The sequence below is a fragment of the Wolbachia endosymbiont (group A) of Opomyza germinationis genome (assembly GCF_964264765.1).
GTDB classification, from domain to species: domain Bacteria; phylum Pseudomonadota; class Alphaproteobacteria; order Rickettsiales; family Anaplasmataceae; genus Wolbachia; species Wolbachia pipientis.
The window spans coordinates 911817-926379 of the sequence record NZ_OZ183482.1 but is presented as its reverse complement, the minus strand read 5'-3'; the positions used below and the strand labels follow the sequence as shown (position 1 = coordinate 926379).

The 14563-nt window shown below is 35.3% G+C and carries 14 protein-coding genes and 1 tRNA gene; 12 read left to right on the top strand and 3 right to left on the bottom strand.

All coding sequences use genetic code 11. The features are described from left to right. Positions 1 to 20 precede the first annotated feature (20 nt). From ACFEL3_RS04540 to ppa, 4 genes are all read left to right on the top strand, one after another. Complete coding sequence (locus ACFEL3_RS04540) at positions 21 to 1097, top strand: rod shape-determining protein (protein ID WP_007548791.1); 1077 nt, start codon at positions 21 to 23, stop codon at positions 1095 to 1097. 202 nt (positions 1098 to 1299) lie between these two features. Then, positions 1300 to 2412, top strand: coding sequence for a tRNA 2-thiouridine(34) synthase MnmA (mnmA, locus tag ACFEL3_RS04535; RefSeq protein WP_038199627.1), 1113 nt, complete (start codon positions 1300 to 1302; stop codon positions 2410 to 2412). 1078 nt (positions 2413 to 3490) lie between these two features. Continuing rightward, entirely contained in the window at positions 3491 to 4714 is a 1224-nt protein-coding gene (locus ACFEL3_RS04530) for a hypothetical protein (RefSeq protein ID WP_208571592.1), read from the top strand. A 59-nt stretch (positions 4715 to 4773) separates the two neighbouring features. After that, positions 4774 to 5280, top strand: a complete 507-nt coding sequence (ppa, locus tag ACFEL3_RS04525; protein WP_010082061.1) for an inorganic diphosphatase — start codon at positions 4774 to 4776, stop codon at positions 5278 to 5280. 71 nt (positions 5281 to 5351) lie between these two features. On the opposite strand, the gene ACFEL3_RS04520 is transcribed toward ppa, so the two are convergent. After that, positions 5352 to 5480: a hypothetical protein gene (locus ACFEL3_RS04520; RefSeq protein WP_256437680.1), complete on the bottom strand. Its 129-nt coding sequence runs from the start codon at positions 5478 to 5480 to the stop codon at positions 5352 to 5354. 199 nt (positions 5481 to 5679) lie between these two features. On the opposite strand from ACFEL3_RS04520, the gene ACFEL3_RS04515 reads away from it, so the two are divergent. The 4 genes from ACFEL3_RS04515 (at position 5680) to ACFEL3_RS04500 (ending at position 8345) form a co-directional block, all read left to right on the top strand. After that, positions 5680 to 5770: transfer RNA gene (locus tag ACFEL3_RS04515), tRNA-Ser, on the top strand. A gap of 176 nt (positions 5771 to 5946) precedes the next feature. Beyond that, positions 5947 to 7092: a SurA N-terminal domain-containing protein gene (locus ACFEL3_RS04510; RefSeq protein ID WP_095742874.1), complete on the top strand. Its 1146-nt coding sequence runs from the start codon at positions 5947 to 5949 to the stop codon at positions 7090 to 7092. A gap of 97 nt (positions 7093 to 7189) precedes the next feature. After that, positions 7190 to 7810 (top strand): hypothetical protein, encoded by a 621-nt coding sequence (locus ACFEL3_RS04505; protein ID WP_006279429.1) that lies wholly within the window; start codon positions 7190 to 7192, stop codon positions 7808 to 7810. After that, the gene (locus ACFEL3_RS04500) at positions 7794 to 8345 is read left to right on the top strand and encodes a 5-formyltetrahydrofolate cyclo-ligase (protein ID WP_010963143.1); all 552 of its coding nucleotides are present in this window, start codon (positions 7794 to 7796) and stop codon (positions 8343 to 8345) included. Before ACFEL3_RS04505 ends, ACFEL3_RS04500 begins: the two co-directional genes overlap by 17 nt. A 36-nt stretch (positions 8346 to 8381) precedes the next feature. Here the strand turns inward: ACFEL3_RS04500 and ACFEL3_RS04495 are convergent, their stop codons facing one another. Then, positions 8382 to 9416 carry a hypothetical protein gene (locus tag ACFEL3_RS04495; protein WP_070357017.1) on the bottom strand — a complete coding sequence of 345 codons (1035 nt, stop codon included), beginning with the start codon at positions 9414 to 9416 and terminating at the stop codon, positions 8382 to 8384. Positions 9417 to 9534: 118 nt separating this feature from the next. On the opposite strand from ACFEL3_RS04495, the gene elbB reads away from it, so the two are divergent. Continuing rightward, the gene (gene elbB / locus ACFEL3_RS04490; RefSeq protein ID WP_006279595.1) at positions 9535 to 10260 is read left to right on the top strand and encodes an isoprenoid biosynthesis glyoxalase ElbB; all 726 of its coding nucleotides are present in this window, start codon (positions 9535 to 9537) and stop codon (positions 10258 to 10260) included. 175 nt (positions 10261 to 10435) lie between these two features. Next, complete coding sequence (locus ACFEL3_RS04485) at positions 10436 to 10744, top strand: hypothetical protein (RefSeq protein ID WP_010081942.1); 309 nt, start codon at positions 10436 to 10438, stop codon at positions 10742 to 10744. Between the two features lie 2 nt (positions 10745 to 10746). Here ACFEL3_RS04485 and ACFEL3_RS04480 read toward each other — a convergent pair whose 3' ends face one another. Beyond that, positions 10747 to 12294 carry a peptidoglycan D,D-transpeptidase FtsI family protein gene (locus ACFEL3_RS04480; RefSeq protein WP_265039602.1) on the bottom strand — a complete coding sequence of 516 codons (1548 nt, stop codon included), beginning with the start codon at positions 12292 to 12294 and terminating at the stop codon, positions 10747 to 10749. A 20-nt stretch (positions 12295 to 12314) separates the two neighbouring features. Between ACFEL3_RS04480 and ispH the strand changes: the two genes are divergently transcribed. Together ispH and ACFEL3_RS06845 are read left to right on the top strand one after the other, a co-directional pair. Next, positions 12315 to 13244 carry a 4-hydroxy-3-methylbut-2-enyl diphosphate reductase gene (gene ispH / locus ACFEL3_RS04475; protein WP_010963148.1) on the top strand — a complete coding sequence of 310 codons (930 nt, stop codon included), beginning with the start codon at positions 12315 to 12317 and terminating at the stop codon, positions 13242 to 13244. A 661-nt stretch (positions 13245 to 13905) separates the two neighbouring features. Next, positions 13906 to 14175 carry a hypothetical protein gene (locus tag ACFEL3_RS06845; RefSeq protein ID WP_244663114.1) on the top strand — a complete coding sequence of 90 codons (270 nt, stop codon included), beginning with the start codon at positions 13906 to 13908 and terminating at the stop codon, positions 14173 to 14175. The last annotated feature ends 388 nt before the right edge of the window (positions 14176 to 14563 follow it).

Genomic DNA, 14563 nt, shown 5'->3' with positions numbered 1-14563 from the left:
ATGGTTTTCTTGAGTTATGTATGAATTTTGTTCGAAAATTAACCGGAAAGTTTTATAGCCTTTTTACTTTCAAAGGTTTGTTTGCTAGCGATATTGCTATAGACCTTGGTACTGCAAACACTTTAGTTTATCAGAAAAATCAGGGAATAGTGCTTGATGAGCCTTCAGTTGTAGCAAGAATAAAAGAAAAAGGAAGTTACGTTCCTTATGCTTTTGGTAAAAAAGCTAAAATGATGCTTGGGAAAACGCCTGGAGAAATAGAGGCGATAAGGCCCTTAAAGGATGGAGTTATTGCTGATTTTAAAAGTGCGGAAGAAATGCTAAAATATTTCATACGCAGTGCAAACACAAAATTCACTGTTAATAAACCTAATATTATCATATGCGTTCCATCTGGATCCACGCCAGTTGAAAGGCGTGCTATACAAGATGCAGCAGAAAGTGCTGGTGCAAATGAAGTATTTTTAATTGAAGAACCAATGGCTGCAGCAATCGGAGCTGGGCTCCCGGTTACTGAACCTGAGGGTTCTATGATTGTTGATATAGGAGGCGGTACAACTGAAGTTGCAATTATTTCTTTAGGCGGAATTGTTTATTCACGTTCTGCCAGAGTAGGTGGCGATATTATGGATGAGGCAATAAAGTCATATATTCGTGAAAATCATAAATTATTAATCGGTGAAACAACCGCTGAGAAAATTAAGAAAAGCATAGGTTCAGCCAGTCTGCCAGGTGAAAATAACAAAGAGGGAATGATAATTAAGGGCAGGGATTTAGTGAGTGGCATGCCAAAAGAAATGCTTTTATCAGAATACCAAGTTGCAGAGAGTTTAATAGAGCCTGTACATCAGATAATTTCTGCTATTAAGACTGCGCTGGAGAGCACTCCACCTGAACTTTCTTCTGATATAGTCGATAGAGGAATAGTTTTATCCGGTGGTGGTGGATTATTACGTAATCTAGGTAAAGTTATCAGTGAAACAACAAAATTACCGGTTCGTGTTGCAGATGACCCACTTTGTTGTGTTGCTCTGGGTAGCGGAAAAGTGCTTGAAAACATGGATTATTTTGGCCATGTTTTATTTAAGCAGGATTAAATTATTTTTAAAGGTAGTTCATCGAATTTTATAGCAAATTTTACCTCAAGCATAAAGATGTCATCCAAGTAGCCAACACTGGGATCCAGAAAAATTGACTATAAACAAGTATGCTGTTTCGATGAAATTGTGTAATAGAAACTAGATTCCAGTGTCAGCTACTTGCATGACACCAAGTTTGTGTTTATAAATTAAGGCGATTATGCTAAAAGAATTTGAAATAGAACCTCTGCTAAAAGATAAAGCTCCGCACCAGACCAAGGCTGTTGTTGCAATGTCCGGGGGAGTTGATAGCTCCGTTGCTGCAGCACTGCTACATAACCTTGGGTACAAAGTGGTAGGTGTGACTCTTCAACTCTATGGCACCGACGGTAATGCTAACGCAAGAAAGGGCGCATGCTGCGCTGGACAGGATATTTATGACGCTAAGCGTGTAGCTGAAAGTGTTGGCTTTCCTCACTATATTTTAAACTATGAGGAAATATTCAAAAAGGAAGTAATAGAGGATTTTGCGAGTACCTATATGCGTGGGGAAACTCCCATACCATGCGTGAGATGTAACCAAACGGTAAAATTTCGTGATCTATTGCAAGTTACAAAAAATCTTGGTGCGGATGTGCTCGTAACAGGACATTACGTGAGAAGGTTAGAAAAAAATGGTGAGGTAAAGTTGTGCAGAAGCATTGATAAAAGTAAAGATCAAAGTTATTTTTTGTTTGCTACAACTCAAGAGCAATTGAAGCTTTTGCGATTTCCACTAGGTGGGTTCTATAAAAGTGATATAAGAAAATTAGCAAAGTATTTCAGCTTACAAATTTCTGAAAAGCAGGACAGTCAAGATATATGCTTTGTTTCCGAAAGCTATAGTAAAACAATAGCTAAATTAGCTCCACAATCTGTACAGAAAGGTAAAATAGTGGATGTTAATGGAAAAGTGCTAGGCGAGCACAGTGGCATAGTAAATTTTACAGTGGGGCAAAGAAAGGGCTTGGGTATCGCACACAATGAACCTCTTTATGTGATAAAAATTAATACAGAAAATAATGAGGTTATAGTAGGTCCGATCAACGTATTAATGCAAAAAAAAATATTGATCAAGGAGTTAAATTGGTTAGAACAACCAAAGGAAGGTATGGAAGTAACTGTGAAGCTGAGATCATCACATGTGGGAAGTTTAGCAACAATACATTCAACTGACGAAAAAAATAAAGCCTGTGTCATTTTAAACGACGATTACTTTGGCATCAGTCCAGGTCAAGCCTGTGTAGCGTATAAAGATGAGCAAGTTATCGGCGGTGGATGGATATGCTCTTAACTAAAAGCTTTAATGCAGAGTGTAAACATACAATAGACTTCTTGCATAACCATATAACAGAAACGAAAAAACTTGCTTGACAAACTCCGCCAGCCCCCTTATCATGAAACTGAAGCTATTTATTTATCTTCTCTGTACAGATTAAATGACAAAAAAACTCACGTATCTGGCGTCTCATGTTTAATTTTTTGCACTATGTGCACTCTATGTCTTTATCAAATTTCTGGGTTTTTACCTACACAAGCTGAAATACGCTTATAAAGCATTTAAAACATTAAAAAACGCCAACTTAAAAAATGGATAGTGAATAACTAGCTACCCTAGGGTTTCTTTTGCCTTTTTTTCTGTTTAGTAAATTTCTTAACGTTTATAATTTAGATTAGTTGCGGCTTAAAAGCAGCTAAATCGCGGTTATTAAGTGTTTAGAATAAAAAAACGCCATACTTGAAAGTATAATGTAAGTAATTAGCCAACCACGGGGCTTCTTTTGCCTTTTTTTTCGTTTGGTAAATTTCTTAATGTTTGTAGCTAAACGACAACCGTCATCCCGCTAGCGGGATCTCTTGTTAGTGGCTGAGAGATACCGCGAATGAATCGCGGTATGACGGTTCGCGGCAGCATAAAGATAAGTCTCGTCATCCCACTGCTTGTTAGCGGGATCTGGAGATACCGCGGCGGTATGACAGTTCGTGGCAGCATGAAGATAAGCTCGTCATCCCGCTAGCGGGATCTCTTGTTAGCGCCGCGGCGGTATGACGTAGGATTGTTGTCATTTCGCTACTTGTTAGCGGCTAAGAGATACCGCGGCGGTATGACGGTTCGTGGCAGCATAAAGATAAGTCTCGTCATCCCGCTACGTGTTAGCGGGATCTATGTTGAGAGATACCGCGAATGAATCGCGGTATGACGGTGTAGATAGTATCCCGCTGCGTGTTAGCGGGATCTCTTGTTAGTGCCGCGGCGGTATAGCTATACCTTTTTCTACTTAGTTTGGGTTATGCAAGAAGTCTAATAACATTTATTGCTATTTTGCCATGTATCCCTTATACTATAAAGTAGAACATTATAGGTTTCAGCAATGATAAAAGAAATTGAAGAACTAATAAAAATTGTTGGTAAGGGTAATTTATTAGAGACGTTATTTATTTTTTTAGGTAGCTTTCAACATGCTGACTTAGGTCGTTTTATGGATCACAGAAATCATTTTGGTTTGTCTGAATTCATTAGAAAAAAAGAGGAACCATTAGATAAATATTTTAACTTAAAATTTAGTCTACAAGGGCTGTTTTTAATTTATGCTCAAGCTTATCAAATTCTAAGTGAAAACAATAACCTGAATACTAAAGATGTCATAGATAAAATATATGAAGTTATTAAAGGATCTGAGTTAAATGAATATATAAATGAAGTAGTAGATGGAAGAAAATTAGATTTACTTAACATCTTAGCAAATCCAAAGAGAGAACCAATATTTAAAACAGAAGAAGATTTTGAAAATAAAGTACTCATTGGTCTTAGAAAGTTACTAAGTGAAGGAAATACATTAAACAAATATGACAGAGAATTTGCATTAAATAAGTGCGTTATCAGCAGCTATTATTCCATTCATGACATAAAAGCAGATAAAGATATAGCATTGTTCTTTTCTTTGGGTGGTCACTATAAAGAACTTTCGTCATCTAACAAAACAGTAAAAAGAGAAGTATTAGAGATATGTGAGAATCAGTTAATAGAGAGCTATATAATGTTCTTAGCTGGCAAACTACACATGATCGGATTATCAAGTAGAGATAAATATACAATCGACCATGAGAATGTGGATCGGCAAGAGAAAGCATTGAAAATGGATGGATTAATATATCCTATAAATACAAAAAACACCCTAGAGCAACTGTTAAAAAACCAAAATAGTGATGAATTTGAACAATTAATAACGAGCCCTGATAATATATACTACTCAGTGCTGCAAGAAGAGAATGAATGTAGGCCAAATCCTATCACCAGCAAGAAAAAAGAAAAAGACCATAAAAACACAGTCTGTAAACTTATTTTAGGTATGTTTGTATTATCTGTTGGGTTATATGTTGCTGATTATTTCTTTATGGAGCAAAAATTATTTAATCCAATAAAAGGTGTCCTACCACAGGATAATTTTGCTAATCTAGTAATTGCTGCAGTGCTTACTATCGTAATAGTATATGCTTTATTTCAATTATCACAGGAACCACCACTTTCAACAGTCAATAAGATGACGAATGAAAATTTAGGACAGCCCGTGCAAAATAAGTTTAGAATTACATAAATGTAGCAACTTAAAAGCATATATTGTATAATGCTTATTCTTAAGTTAAGAGGTAATTTATGGATTTAAGTAAAATAACAGCAGGACCAAATGCGGTGAATGTGGTAATTGAAATAAGTGCGAATGCTGAGCCTGTAAAGTATGAATTTAATAAAGAGTTTAGGTTGTTACAAGTTGACAGATTTTTATCTACCTCAATGACTTATCCTTGCAATTATGGGTTTGTACCAAATACCTGCGCAGGTGATGGTGATCCTGTGGATGTTTTGGTGCTAACTCAATTTCCCTTAGCATCTAGTGTTTTAATATCGGTGCGTCCAATAGGCGCATTACTCACTAAAGATGAAAAAGGAGAAGATGAGAAAATATTAGCAGTGCCTGTTTCCAGTGTTGATAGCTATTATGACAATATAAAGGACTATTCTGACTTATCTAAAAGCCTACTAGATAAAATTACTCATTTCTTTTCTCATTATAAAGATCTGGAAAAGGGAAAAACGGTAGCAGTTGGAGAATGGGTTGGTGTGGAAGAAGCAAAGAAAATCATTGAAAAAAGCAGAAATTAGTTTTTATTGATTTATAGCTAAAGTGGCTTAGGTTTGCCCACAATTTGAAAAACAACAAATTCGTCATTCCGCTACTTGTTAGCGGAATCTATACCGCGCACAACTGTACGAACATTGCAATATGGCACATAGTAAACGATGTCATTCCAGTGCGTGACACTGGGATCCAGACTTTCCGTAAAAACGTTATATTTTAACATAACACTTATATGCTCACCAACTTAGTGCTAATCAAAATCCTGGATCCCAGTGTCTGGGCACTGGGATGACAAGAAAGGGAGCACTGGAATTTTTGTTTCAGCATTAGCCATGCATCTGAACAGATACAAATATTGCAATTAAAAGCATTAGACAGGTGGTAGAGGTCTTGGTATTATATAATCTTTAGGTTCTAAATTTGGAAGGGTGGCCGAGCGGCTGAAGGCGGCGGTTTGCTAAACCGTTATACGACCCAAAAGTCGTATCGAGGGTTCGAATCCCTCTCCTTCCGTATACTGTTTTTAGCACGGTTTAAATTCGCTATATTAGCATGTTTTTAGCCTATTTACCAGCGTACCTGATTTTGTTGCAATGGTTTTTATTTCCATTGTCACTGAGATCACTATTAAAAAGTTGGCTAGCATTGACTCAGTATTTATTATAGAATTGGTTATTAACTTTACTTGTATGTATAAAATACTAATTTTACTGTTGATAGTGTTGCCACTTAGGTTGCTTGCAACCGAGATTGAAATTGTTGCAGATGTAAATGGTGAACCAATTTCAAATTTAGATATCGAAAAACGCATCAACTTTATAAATTCATTGTTTGGCACTCAAAGTGTTAATCAAAAAGAAGCAAAGCCTCAAGTGCTTAGGGAGCTAATAGACGAAATTATCATTATCAATGAAGCACAGAGGCTGAATATAAAATTGAGCAACGAGGAGTTAGATAATGCTATTATGTTATTTTTAACCCAAAGTTTTAAACTTAAGGCTAATGAAGTTGATCAATACATAGAGAAGCATAATATAGATCTTGGTATTTTAAGAAAACAAATAAAATGTCAGTTACTGTGGAGCAAAATTATTGAAGTAAGAATTGTGCCATTTATTAATATAAGCGATAAAGAAGTAGATGATGTAAAAAGGCAAACAGAAAAGCCGGATTATCTTATCACGTTCCAAGAGTTTATAATTCCTGATCAAAAAGACAAGGACGTTTATGGTATAGCTGAAGATTTAGTAAAAAAATTACGCAACAGTGATAACCCAGAATCTCCAATAAAGATGCGTAAAGCAACAGTTAATTTAAGTCAGCTAAAAGGAAAACTCAAGAGCGTTTTAGAAGGATTAGAAACCAGCGACATAGCAGGTCCATTCAGTTTCAGTGAAGGTTACTCCGTTATAAAAGTAATAGATAAAGTACAACTTAATCATGCACTGCTGGAAAGCACTTTAAAATTAAAACAGATTGTGGTTGAAGGTTCAGAAAGTTTATTAGATAATCTCAAGGAGCAAAAGGTCAGTTGTTTAAATTTTGATAAATTGGCAGATAATTTTAAGCTGCCAAACGCAAAAGAATTTGAAATAAAAATGCGAGATTTAAATCCTGATTTACAGATTTTATTTAGTAAAACAAGTGTGAATGAAATAGTAGAATTGAGAGAAAATGGCACTGCAAAGTTGATGATGTTGTGTGATATCAAGAGTAATGTAGCGGGTATAGAAGCAATCAAACAGAAAATGTACCAACAAAAGATTATGATACAAAGCAACTTGTTATTAGATGATATGCGTAAAAATGCAGCTATCAGTTATCGGTATAGTTGAAGTCAGAGAGTGTTCTTGTCTTTGTGTATAGAACTATATAAATTACTTTGTTCTATAAAATTTCAAAAAATTTGAACAAATGCAGTTAAAATAGCACATGAAGAATATAATGCTAATTGGTGGTGGAGTTGGAAATGCAGTGTTATTTTCGATAGGGAAGGCATGTCTTGAAAATAATAACAAGGTTTTGTACTTTGCTGGCTATAAGAAGTTAAGTGATGTATTTAAACGAGCACTGATAGAGCGTGCATCAAATGCAGTAGTTTGGGCATGTGAAGAAGGATTGATAGAAACAAGCAGAGATCAAGATAAATCCTTTCATGGTAATATAGTTGATGCAATAGTCTCTTATCAACAAGGAAGATTAGGTATTAATTTGAACGTTATAGATAAAATTATCACTATTGGTTCTGACAAAATGATGAAAGCTGTGAATGAAGCTAGAAAAACAATTTTAAAGCCATATCTGAAATCAGGCCACATAGCGATATCATCAGTTAATTCTCCTATGCAGTGTATGATGAAAGAAATCTGCGCTCAGTGTGTGCAGCAACATATAAATGCGAAAACAGGAGAAAGGAGTTTTGTTTATAGTTGCAGTAATCAAGACCAGGATATGGGGTGTGTTGACTTTGACTTTTTAAGTGAGCGCTTGAAGCAAAATAGTTTACAAGAAAAACTTACTGCAAAATGGATAGATCATGTTCAAAGATATTAAACAGCACAAAAAGGAAATAAGAGAGCAATATAGAGCTATAAGAAAAGATATTGATGAAAGTTATTCCAGTTATGCGGCAAATTCCCTTATTAATCTCTTTAATCAGAACTTAAGCTACGTTAAAGGCAAAACAATAGCAGCTTACATTCCAATGGATGAGGAAATAGATGTTGTGCCTTTGATGCATAGTTTACTCGATTTAGATTATAAAGTAGCAATTCCTAATAAAAATAAGTTACTAAAATTTGAGGAATGGAACAAAACAAATGAAGACGTAATTCCCGACACAATCATTACTCCTGTTATTGCTTTTGATGATCATTTTAATAGATTGGGTTTTGGCGGTGGTTGGTATGATACAATGATAGAAAAACTGCGGCCACTTGGAAAAATATTTATAGGTGTAGCCTATGAGAAACAATATTGTAAAGATTTACCTGTAGAAAAACATGATCAAAAATTGGATATTATAATCACTGAGATGTGTGTTAGATGTGGAAGTGGATTGCTCAAAAAAGTGGATAAAAAAGAATAGATCTCTACCTTTTCCATTCCCTCCCTCTCCAAGCCATCAGAGGGTTTTGGTTTCTCCTGTACTCGCTTGTTCAGAACTTGGACTATCTAATTGAGGAACTGGTGACTTCATTTGGTTAACTTTATCATTAACCATTTTTTCTACCTCCTCTATTTTACCCTCACCAATGGCCATAATTTTAGATTGAAATTTCTCCATAAGTTCCTCAAGTGCTTCCTTATCACTTTCATAAGTACTAGTACCTTTTTCTCTAAGCTTTTTCATGTCATCTTCTGAAAAATTTTGAATAGTTCCATTCTTTACTAACTCTTGTATAGCAGATCGCTGCCCTTCATTTTGAAGCATGCCTATGACCTTTGCTTTACTCTGGGCGTTTTTTATTTTTTCACCTTCTTCGGACATATTATAGCCTATAATCTCTTGAGCCAAACTGTTGTATAATTTACTAAAGTTATCTTTTTTTGGCCCAACCTCAGGCAATTTATCCCCTAAATTTTTAGATAAACTTTTCACTGCTTTTCCTGCATCAATCGCACCTTCTTTTATTTTTTCCCCTGCCTTTACTATACCTATTCCTGCATAACGTGCTCCAATACCTACAAGTGCTATTAATGTAGCAAGCACAATAAGTGGAGAAAATGCTGCTCCTAATACCATTACGGCAGAAGCTATTCCAATTTTTTTATTTGCAGATGCTGATTTAAAATAATTGACTAGATTGTCCAGTGGACCTTTATTATTATTTATAACATTACTTATTGCTTGCTGATTAACAGATTTTAACGCCTCTTCTATTATTTTTGAGTCAACATTTTCAGAAGTTAAACCTTCAAGCGCTTCTTCAATGAATTTTATAAATAATTCTTTGTTGACCTCCTTTTGCAAGCCTTGGTCATTAATCGCTAAACCTAAATCTTTGAGGTTCATCCCTTTAACTTGTTCTGATAGGGTTGTAAATAACTCTTTTTTCCCCTCTTGTGAGGATTGTGCAATACTTTCTATTATATCTGAAATAGCTTTTCTTAGTTCTGGATAGTCAGTGTCAAAAAACATACTATTGCTAGATTCCATATTCAGCTTCGTTGATTATAAATATGCCTAATTATACATACTAATCATTAATTATATTATAATTGATATAACACACCCCTTTCCAAATATAGAATTTGTATTAAAATATCTAGATTATATGAAATCAAGGTACTTTATGGGTGAAAAAAAATTAAAAGCTGCTGTGGTCTTATCAGGGTGTGGTCACCTTGACGGTGCAGAGGTAAGAGAAGCGGTTTTAAGTTTGCTTGTGCTTGATCAGCAGGAAGTGGATGTTAAATGCTTTGCACCTGATATCAATATCACACAAGTTATGAATCATAGAACAAAAGAGGCAACAAAAGAAAAAAGGAATGTACTTGTGGAAGCAGCAAGAATCGCAAGAGGCGAAATATATGACTTAAAAGAAGCCAAAGCTGAAAATTTTGACATGCTAGTTGTACCTGGTGGATACGGGGTTGCGAAAAATTTATCTGACTTAGCTGAAAGTAAAGACATGGTGACAGTAATGCCTGAATTTGAAAGATTAGTTTCAGAATTTTTTGTTACAAAAAAGCCAATAGGAGCGATATGCATATCTCCAGCCATCATTGTTTCAATTTTAAGTAGCAAGATAGGTAAAGAAGAAAGTAAGGTTAAGGTAACTATAGGAGATGACAGAGAACAGTTGATAGAAAGGCTTGGCGGCGAGCACATAAAATGCGATACAGAGTTATCAATAGAAGACGAAGAACATAATGTATTTTCCTGTTCTGCTTATATGCGTAGCGACGAAAGTACATACTCTGTATATCAAGGGATAAAGCATATGATTGACAGCATGGTAAAAAAGATTAACAAAAAAACTAAACAGCCATTCCTATAAGGTGTACTAAATAAGACTTCTCTATTAATCACACAATTAACTGTTGAATTTTACATTTCTAGCTGTATTATGGCTACGTAGCTAAAGTAACTTAGGTTTATCGACGCTTTACTACTTGTTAGCGGTGTGGTGTAGTGGCCATATATGTTTAGTTCTTTTTTTTAAGGTATTTTGTATGTCAGATCTTTTCTATATTGAAACTACGTGTTGTGTGGACGGTCAGTGTGATGTCTATACAGGGGAAGTGAGTTTTAATGATGTCATGTTAGGCAAGTTCAGTCTAAATTCGTGCAGCGGGAAAGAAGCTATGATAAATCTAGACATTATTACATTCGATATTAATATCGCTATTGATGGTCAAAATGGAAAGACAATAAAAAAAGACCTTAAAGGTCTTGAATTTGTAACTAAAGATGATGGTTCTTGGTATATTAATAAGGATTTTGGTGATGATAAATTTGAAGTTGTAGTAAAGCAATCATAATTTTACATCTCAGGTGTAACATTTAGTATAGGCGCTATTCTATTTATAATGTTCTTTACTATAGGCGCAGCAATTATTCCCCCGGTATGGTGCATCCCTTGAGGCTCATCAATAGCAATTAGCACTATGTACCTTGGGTCAAGCATAGTTAGCACTCCTATAAATGATGCTATGTTTGCATCTTTGCTATATTTACCATCTACAACTTTTTCCGCCGATCCAGTTTTTCCTCCTATTGAATATGCCTTTATTTTTGCTTTTCTGCCAGTGCCATCTGTTACTGCTGCACGTAATAATTTTCTCATTTCCCTGGAAGTTCTTCTTGAGATAATTTGCTCTCCTATACTTCTTTTATTCAACATCAAGGTTGCGTTATGAAATATCCCATTGTTGATTAATGCTGCTGCAGTTTGTGCAAGATGTATAGGAGTTACAGCTATGCCATAACCATAAGATGCTGTTATTAAAGTGGTTTCACTCCATTTATCCGGGATTATCGGTGTGGATTTTTCTGGTATTTCTATTTTCAAAGGAGAAAATAGCTTCATAGCTTTAAAGTATTCTACCTGTTTTTCAATACCTAGTTTGACTGCAATTTTTGCTGCACCAATGTTGGATGATTTTACAAATATATCTTGCACAGTAATTTTTGGAATTTTAGATTTATGAAAATCCTGAATTTTATACTTTCCGATGGTGATTGGTGTTGATACGTCATATAAATCGCTAGTTTTTGTAGCGTTCGCATCAAGCGCTGCGGCTATTGTAAAGTATTTTAATACCGACCCCATCTCATATACCCCAAGACTGGCGCGATTAAACTTTTGTACGTCTTCTGCCTTATTCTGTAAGTTGGGATTAAAATCAGGTAGGCTGACCATCGAGATAACTTCACTATTTCTCACATTTAAAACAATTCCTACTCCGCCAAGTGCCTGATATCTGCTTACAGCTTTAGTTAGCTCTTCATGCACTATGCTTTGCACTCGTGTATCTAAGGATAGTATTATGGGCTTTTCTTGCTCATTGTTTTTACTTATATACGCCTCAACTCCTGCAATACCATTGCCATCTATGTCAGTGTAACCAAGCACGTGTGAAAATAAATTACTGTGAGGATATATACGCTTTATGTCGTCATCAAAATTTACTCCTGGTACACCAGCGTTTTTGATCGCTAGTAATTCTTTTGGAGTCAAGTGCCGCTTTATCCAAGCAAATTTCTTTTCTGAAGTAAGTACTCTATATAAGTTCTTGTATTCGAGGTCATGCAAAGTAGAACACAGTTGTGCTGCTATACTTTCCGGATTCTTTACTTTGGTTGCATCTATATATAGTGATGTTGTGGGCACATTTGTTGCTATTACCACTCCATTTCTATCTAAAATATCAGATTGTTTATGTACTATATTATCTTTTCTAAAATTTTCTGAAGTAGTAAGTTGATCAAATGTTAAAGAGAATATGCGAAAAATAATTATTATATAAAATATAAATAATGGTACTATAAAACACAGTGAGCGGAGCTTATTTTTAAGTAATGCTTGCATATTTACTTGATTTGACAAAAATGGAAATCATCTTAGCTGAACCACGAGGTTTTTGTGCCGGGGTAAAAAGAGCTGTGGACATATTAGCTATTACTTTAGAAAAATACAAAAACGAGCGCCAAGTTTATGTGCTACACGAAATTGTTCACAATAAATATATAGTAGAGGACTTTAAGAAACAAGGAGTGGTTTTTGTAAGCAGTATCGAGGAAATTGAAGATAATGAAGGAATACTGATCTTCAGCGCGCACGGAGTATCAAAAAATATAGAAGATGAGGCAAAAAGAAAGGGTATTCAAGTGATTGATGCAACATGTCCTTTAGTCAACAAAGTGCATAAAGAAGCAAAAAGGTATGAAAACAGTGGTAAAGAATTAATTCTCATTGGGCATGAAAACCATCCAGAAGTTAAGGGAATTAGGGGAAGAGTAAACAATCCTATCACTTTAGTGCAAACTTTGCAGGATGTATATGATTTAAAGGTTAAAGATCCAGATAATTTGTCTTATGTTACACAAACTACGTTAAGCATCGACGATACCCGTGACATTATTGCTGCCTTGAAATTAAGGTTTCCAGGCATAACAGGTCCAGATTTAAAGGACATATGCTATGCAACGCAAAACAGACAAAATGCTGTTAAAAAGCTAGCTGAAATTGTAGACATGGTATTAGTTGTAGGAAGTAAAAATAGCTCAAATTCAAACCGCTTATTAGATCTGTGCACTGCCAGAGGAAAAAGAGCCTACTTGATTGATAATTACAGCTGTGTGAATAAAAGCTGGTTTCAGGGCGTAGAAAAGATAGGAATCACCGCAGGTGCTTCCGCTCCTGACATATTAGTTGATGAATTAATAGACTACCTAAAAGTAAACCTGAGTGTAAAAATTTCAGTTATGCCAGGTGGTATTACTGAAAATGTTCAGTTTAAAATACCGAATCTGGTTTAAAACACAACTTATCTACTAAACTTCTCTTGAAATCACACAAACCAGCATCTATAGCTAAGACGTCATACCGCGATTCATTAGACTTCTTGCATAACCATATAACAAACTTTTATTGGGAATAGAAACGAAAAAACTTGCTTGACAAACTCCGCCAGCCCTCTTATCATGAAACTGAAGCTATTGTATTTGCTTTCGCCAATCTGCAGATTAAAAGGTAAGGATTACTTAATGTATCGGCGTCTTATGTTCAATTTTTTGCAGTATATAGATACTGTATGTCTTTACAAAACTTCATCTACATCTAGATTTTTATCTAAATAAGCTGAACGCGCTTATAAAGCGTTACAAGACATCAAAAAATGCCAATACTCGACAGAGATAGTAAAAGACTAGCTAACTCGGGGATTCTTTGTCTTTTTTTCTGCTTAGTAAATTTCTTAAACATTTGCAGCGTAGGTTAGTTGCAATTAAAAGCGGCTGAATCTCGCTTGTCAAGCGTTTAAAACATAAAAAACGCCAATATTTTAAAGCGGATAATAACCCCAGGGCTTCTTTTGCCTTTTTTTTCGTTTGGTAAATTTCTTAATGTTTGTGGCTGAACGACAACCGTCATCCCGCTACTTGTTAGCGGGATCTCTTGTTAGCGGCTGAGATACCGCGAATGAATCGCGGTATGACGGTTCGCGGCGGCATGACGATAAGGTTTATACCTTGTCATCCCAGTGCCCAAACACTGGGATCCAGTTTTCTTTACAAATTCACCAAAAGTGTTTCATTCTATAACATAAAACCCATACTCACCAAATCCAATGCATTACTTGCAATTAAGTTTCCTGGATCCCAGTGTCTGGGCACTGGGATAACAAAGGAGGACGTTATTCCAGTGCCAAGCACTGACCATTTCTGGTCTCTTAAATTGCAACTAATCTAAGTATTAAAAAATTTACCAAACGAAAAAAAAGGCAAAAAAAGCCCGATGGTTGGCTAGTTACTTACATTATACTTTCAAGTATGGCGTTTTTTTATTCTAAACGCTTAATAACCGTGACTCAGCCGCTTTTAAGCCGCAACTAATCTAAATTATAAACGTTAAGAAATTTACTAAACAGAAAAAAAGGCAAAGAAACCCTAGGGTAGCTAATTATTCACTATCCATTTTTTAAGTTGGCGTTTTTTGATGTTTTAAATAGCGTATTTCAGCTTGTGTAGCTAGAAATTTGATAAAGACATGAGGTGCACATAGTGCAAAAAATTAAGCATGATTTACGCCAAATACATTAAGTTTTTTTGTCATTAATCCACTGCAGAGATTGCGAAGA

Coding starts and splice junctions, on each gene's coding strand:
- ACFEL3_RS04540 (WP_007548791.1), top strand. CDS start 21: ATGAATTTTGTTCGAAAATTAACCGGAAAGTTTTATAGCCTTTTTACT.
- mnmA (WP_038199627.1), top strand. CDS start 1,300: ATGCTAAAAGAATTTGAAATAGAACCTCTGCTAAAAGATAAAGCTCCG.
- ACFEL3_RS04530 (WP_208571592.1), top strand. CDS start 3,491: ATGATAAAAGAAATTGAAGAACTAATAAAAATTGTTGGTAAGGGTAAT.
- ppa (WP_010082061.1), top strand. CDS start 4,774: ATGGATTTAAGTAAAATAACAGCAGGACCAAATGCGGTGAATGTGGTA.
- ACFEL3_RS04520 (WP_256437680.1), bottom strand. CDS start 5,480: ATGTTAAAATATAACGTTTTTACGGAAAGTCTGGATCCCAGTGTCACG.
- ACFEL3_RS04510 (WP_095742874.1), top strand. CDS start 5,947: ATGTATAAAATACTAATTTTACTGTTGATAGTGTTGCCACTTAGGTTG.
- ACFEL3_RS04505 (WP_006279429.1), top strand. CDS start 7,190: ATGAAGAATATAATGCTAATTGGTGGTGGAGTTGGAAATGCAGTGTTA.
- ACFEL3_RS04500 (WP_010963143.1), top strand. CDS start 7,794: ATGTTCAAAGATATTAAACAGCACAAAAAGGAAATAAGAGAGCAATAT.
- ACFEL3_RS04495 (WP_070357017.1), bottom strand. CDS start 9,416: ATGGAATCTAGCAATAGTATGTTTTTTGACACTGACTATCCAGAACTA.
- elbB (WP_006279595.1), top strand. CDS start 9,535: ATGAAATCAAGGTACTTTATGGGTGAAAAAAAATTAAAAGCTGCTGTG.
- ACFEL3_RS04485 (WP_010081942.1), top strand. CDS start 10,436: ATGTCAGATCTTTTCTATATTGAAACTACGTGTTGTGTGGACGGTCAG.
- ACFEL3_RS04480 (WP_265039602.1), bottom strand. CDS start 12,294: ATGCAAGCATTACTTAAAAATAAGCTCCGCTCACTGTGTTTTATAGTA.
- ispH (WP_010963148.1), top strand. CDS start 12,315: ATGGAAATCATCTTAGCTGAACCACGAGGTTTTTGTGCCGGGGTAAAA.
- ACFEL3_RS06845 (WP_244663114.1), top strand. CDS start 13,906: ATGAATCGCGGTATGACGGTTCGCGGCGGCATGACGATAAGGTTTATA.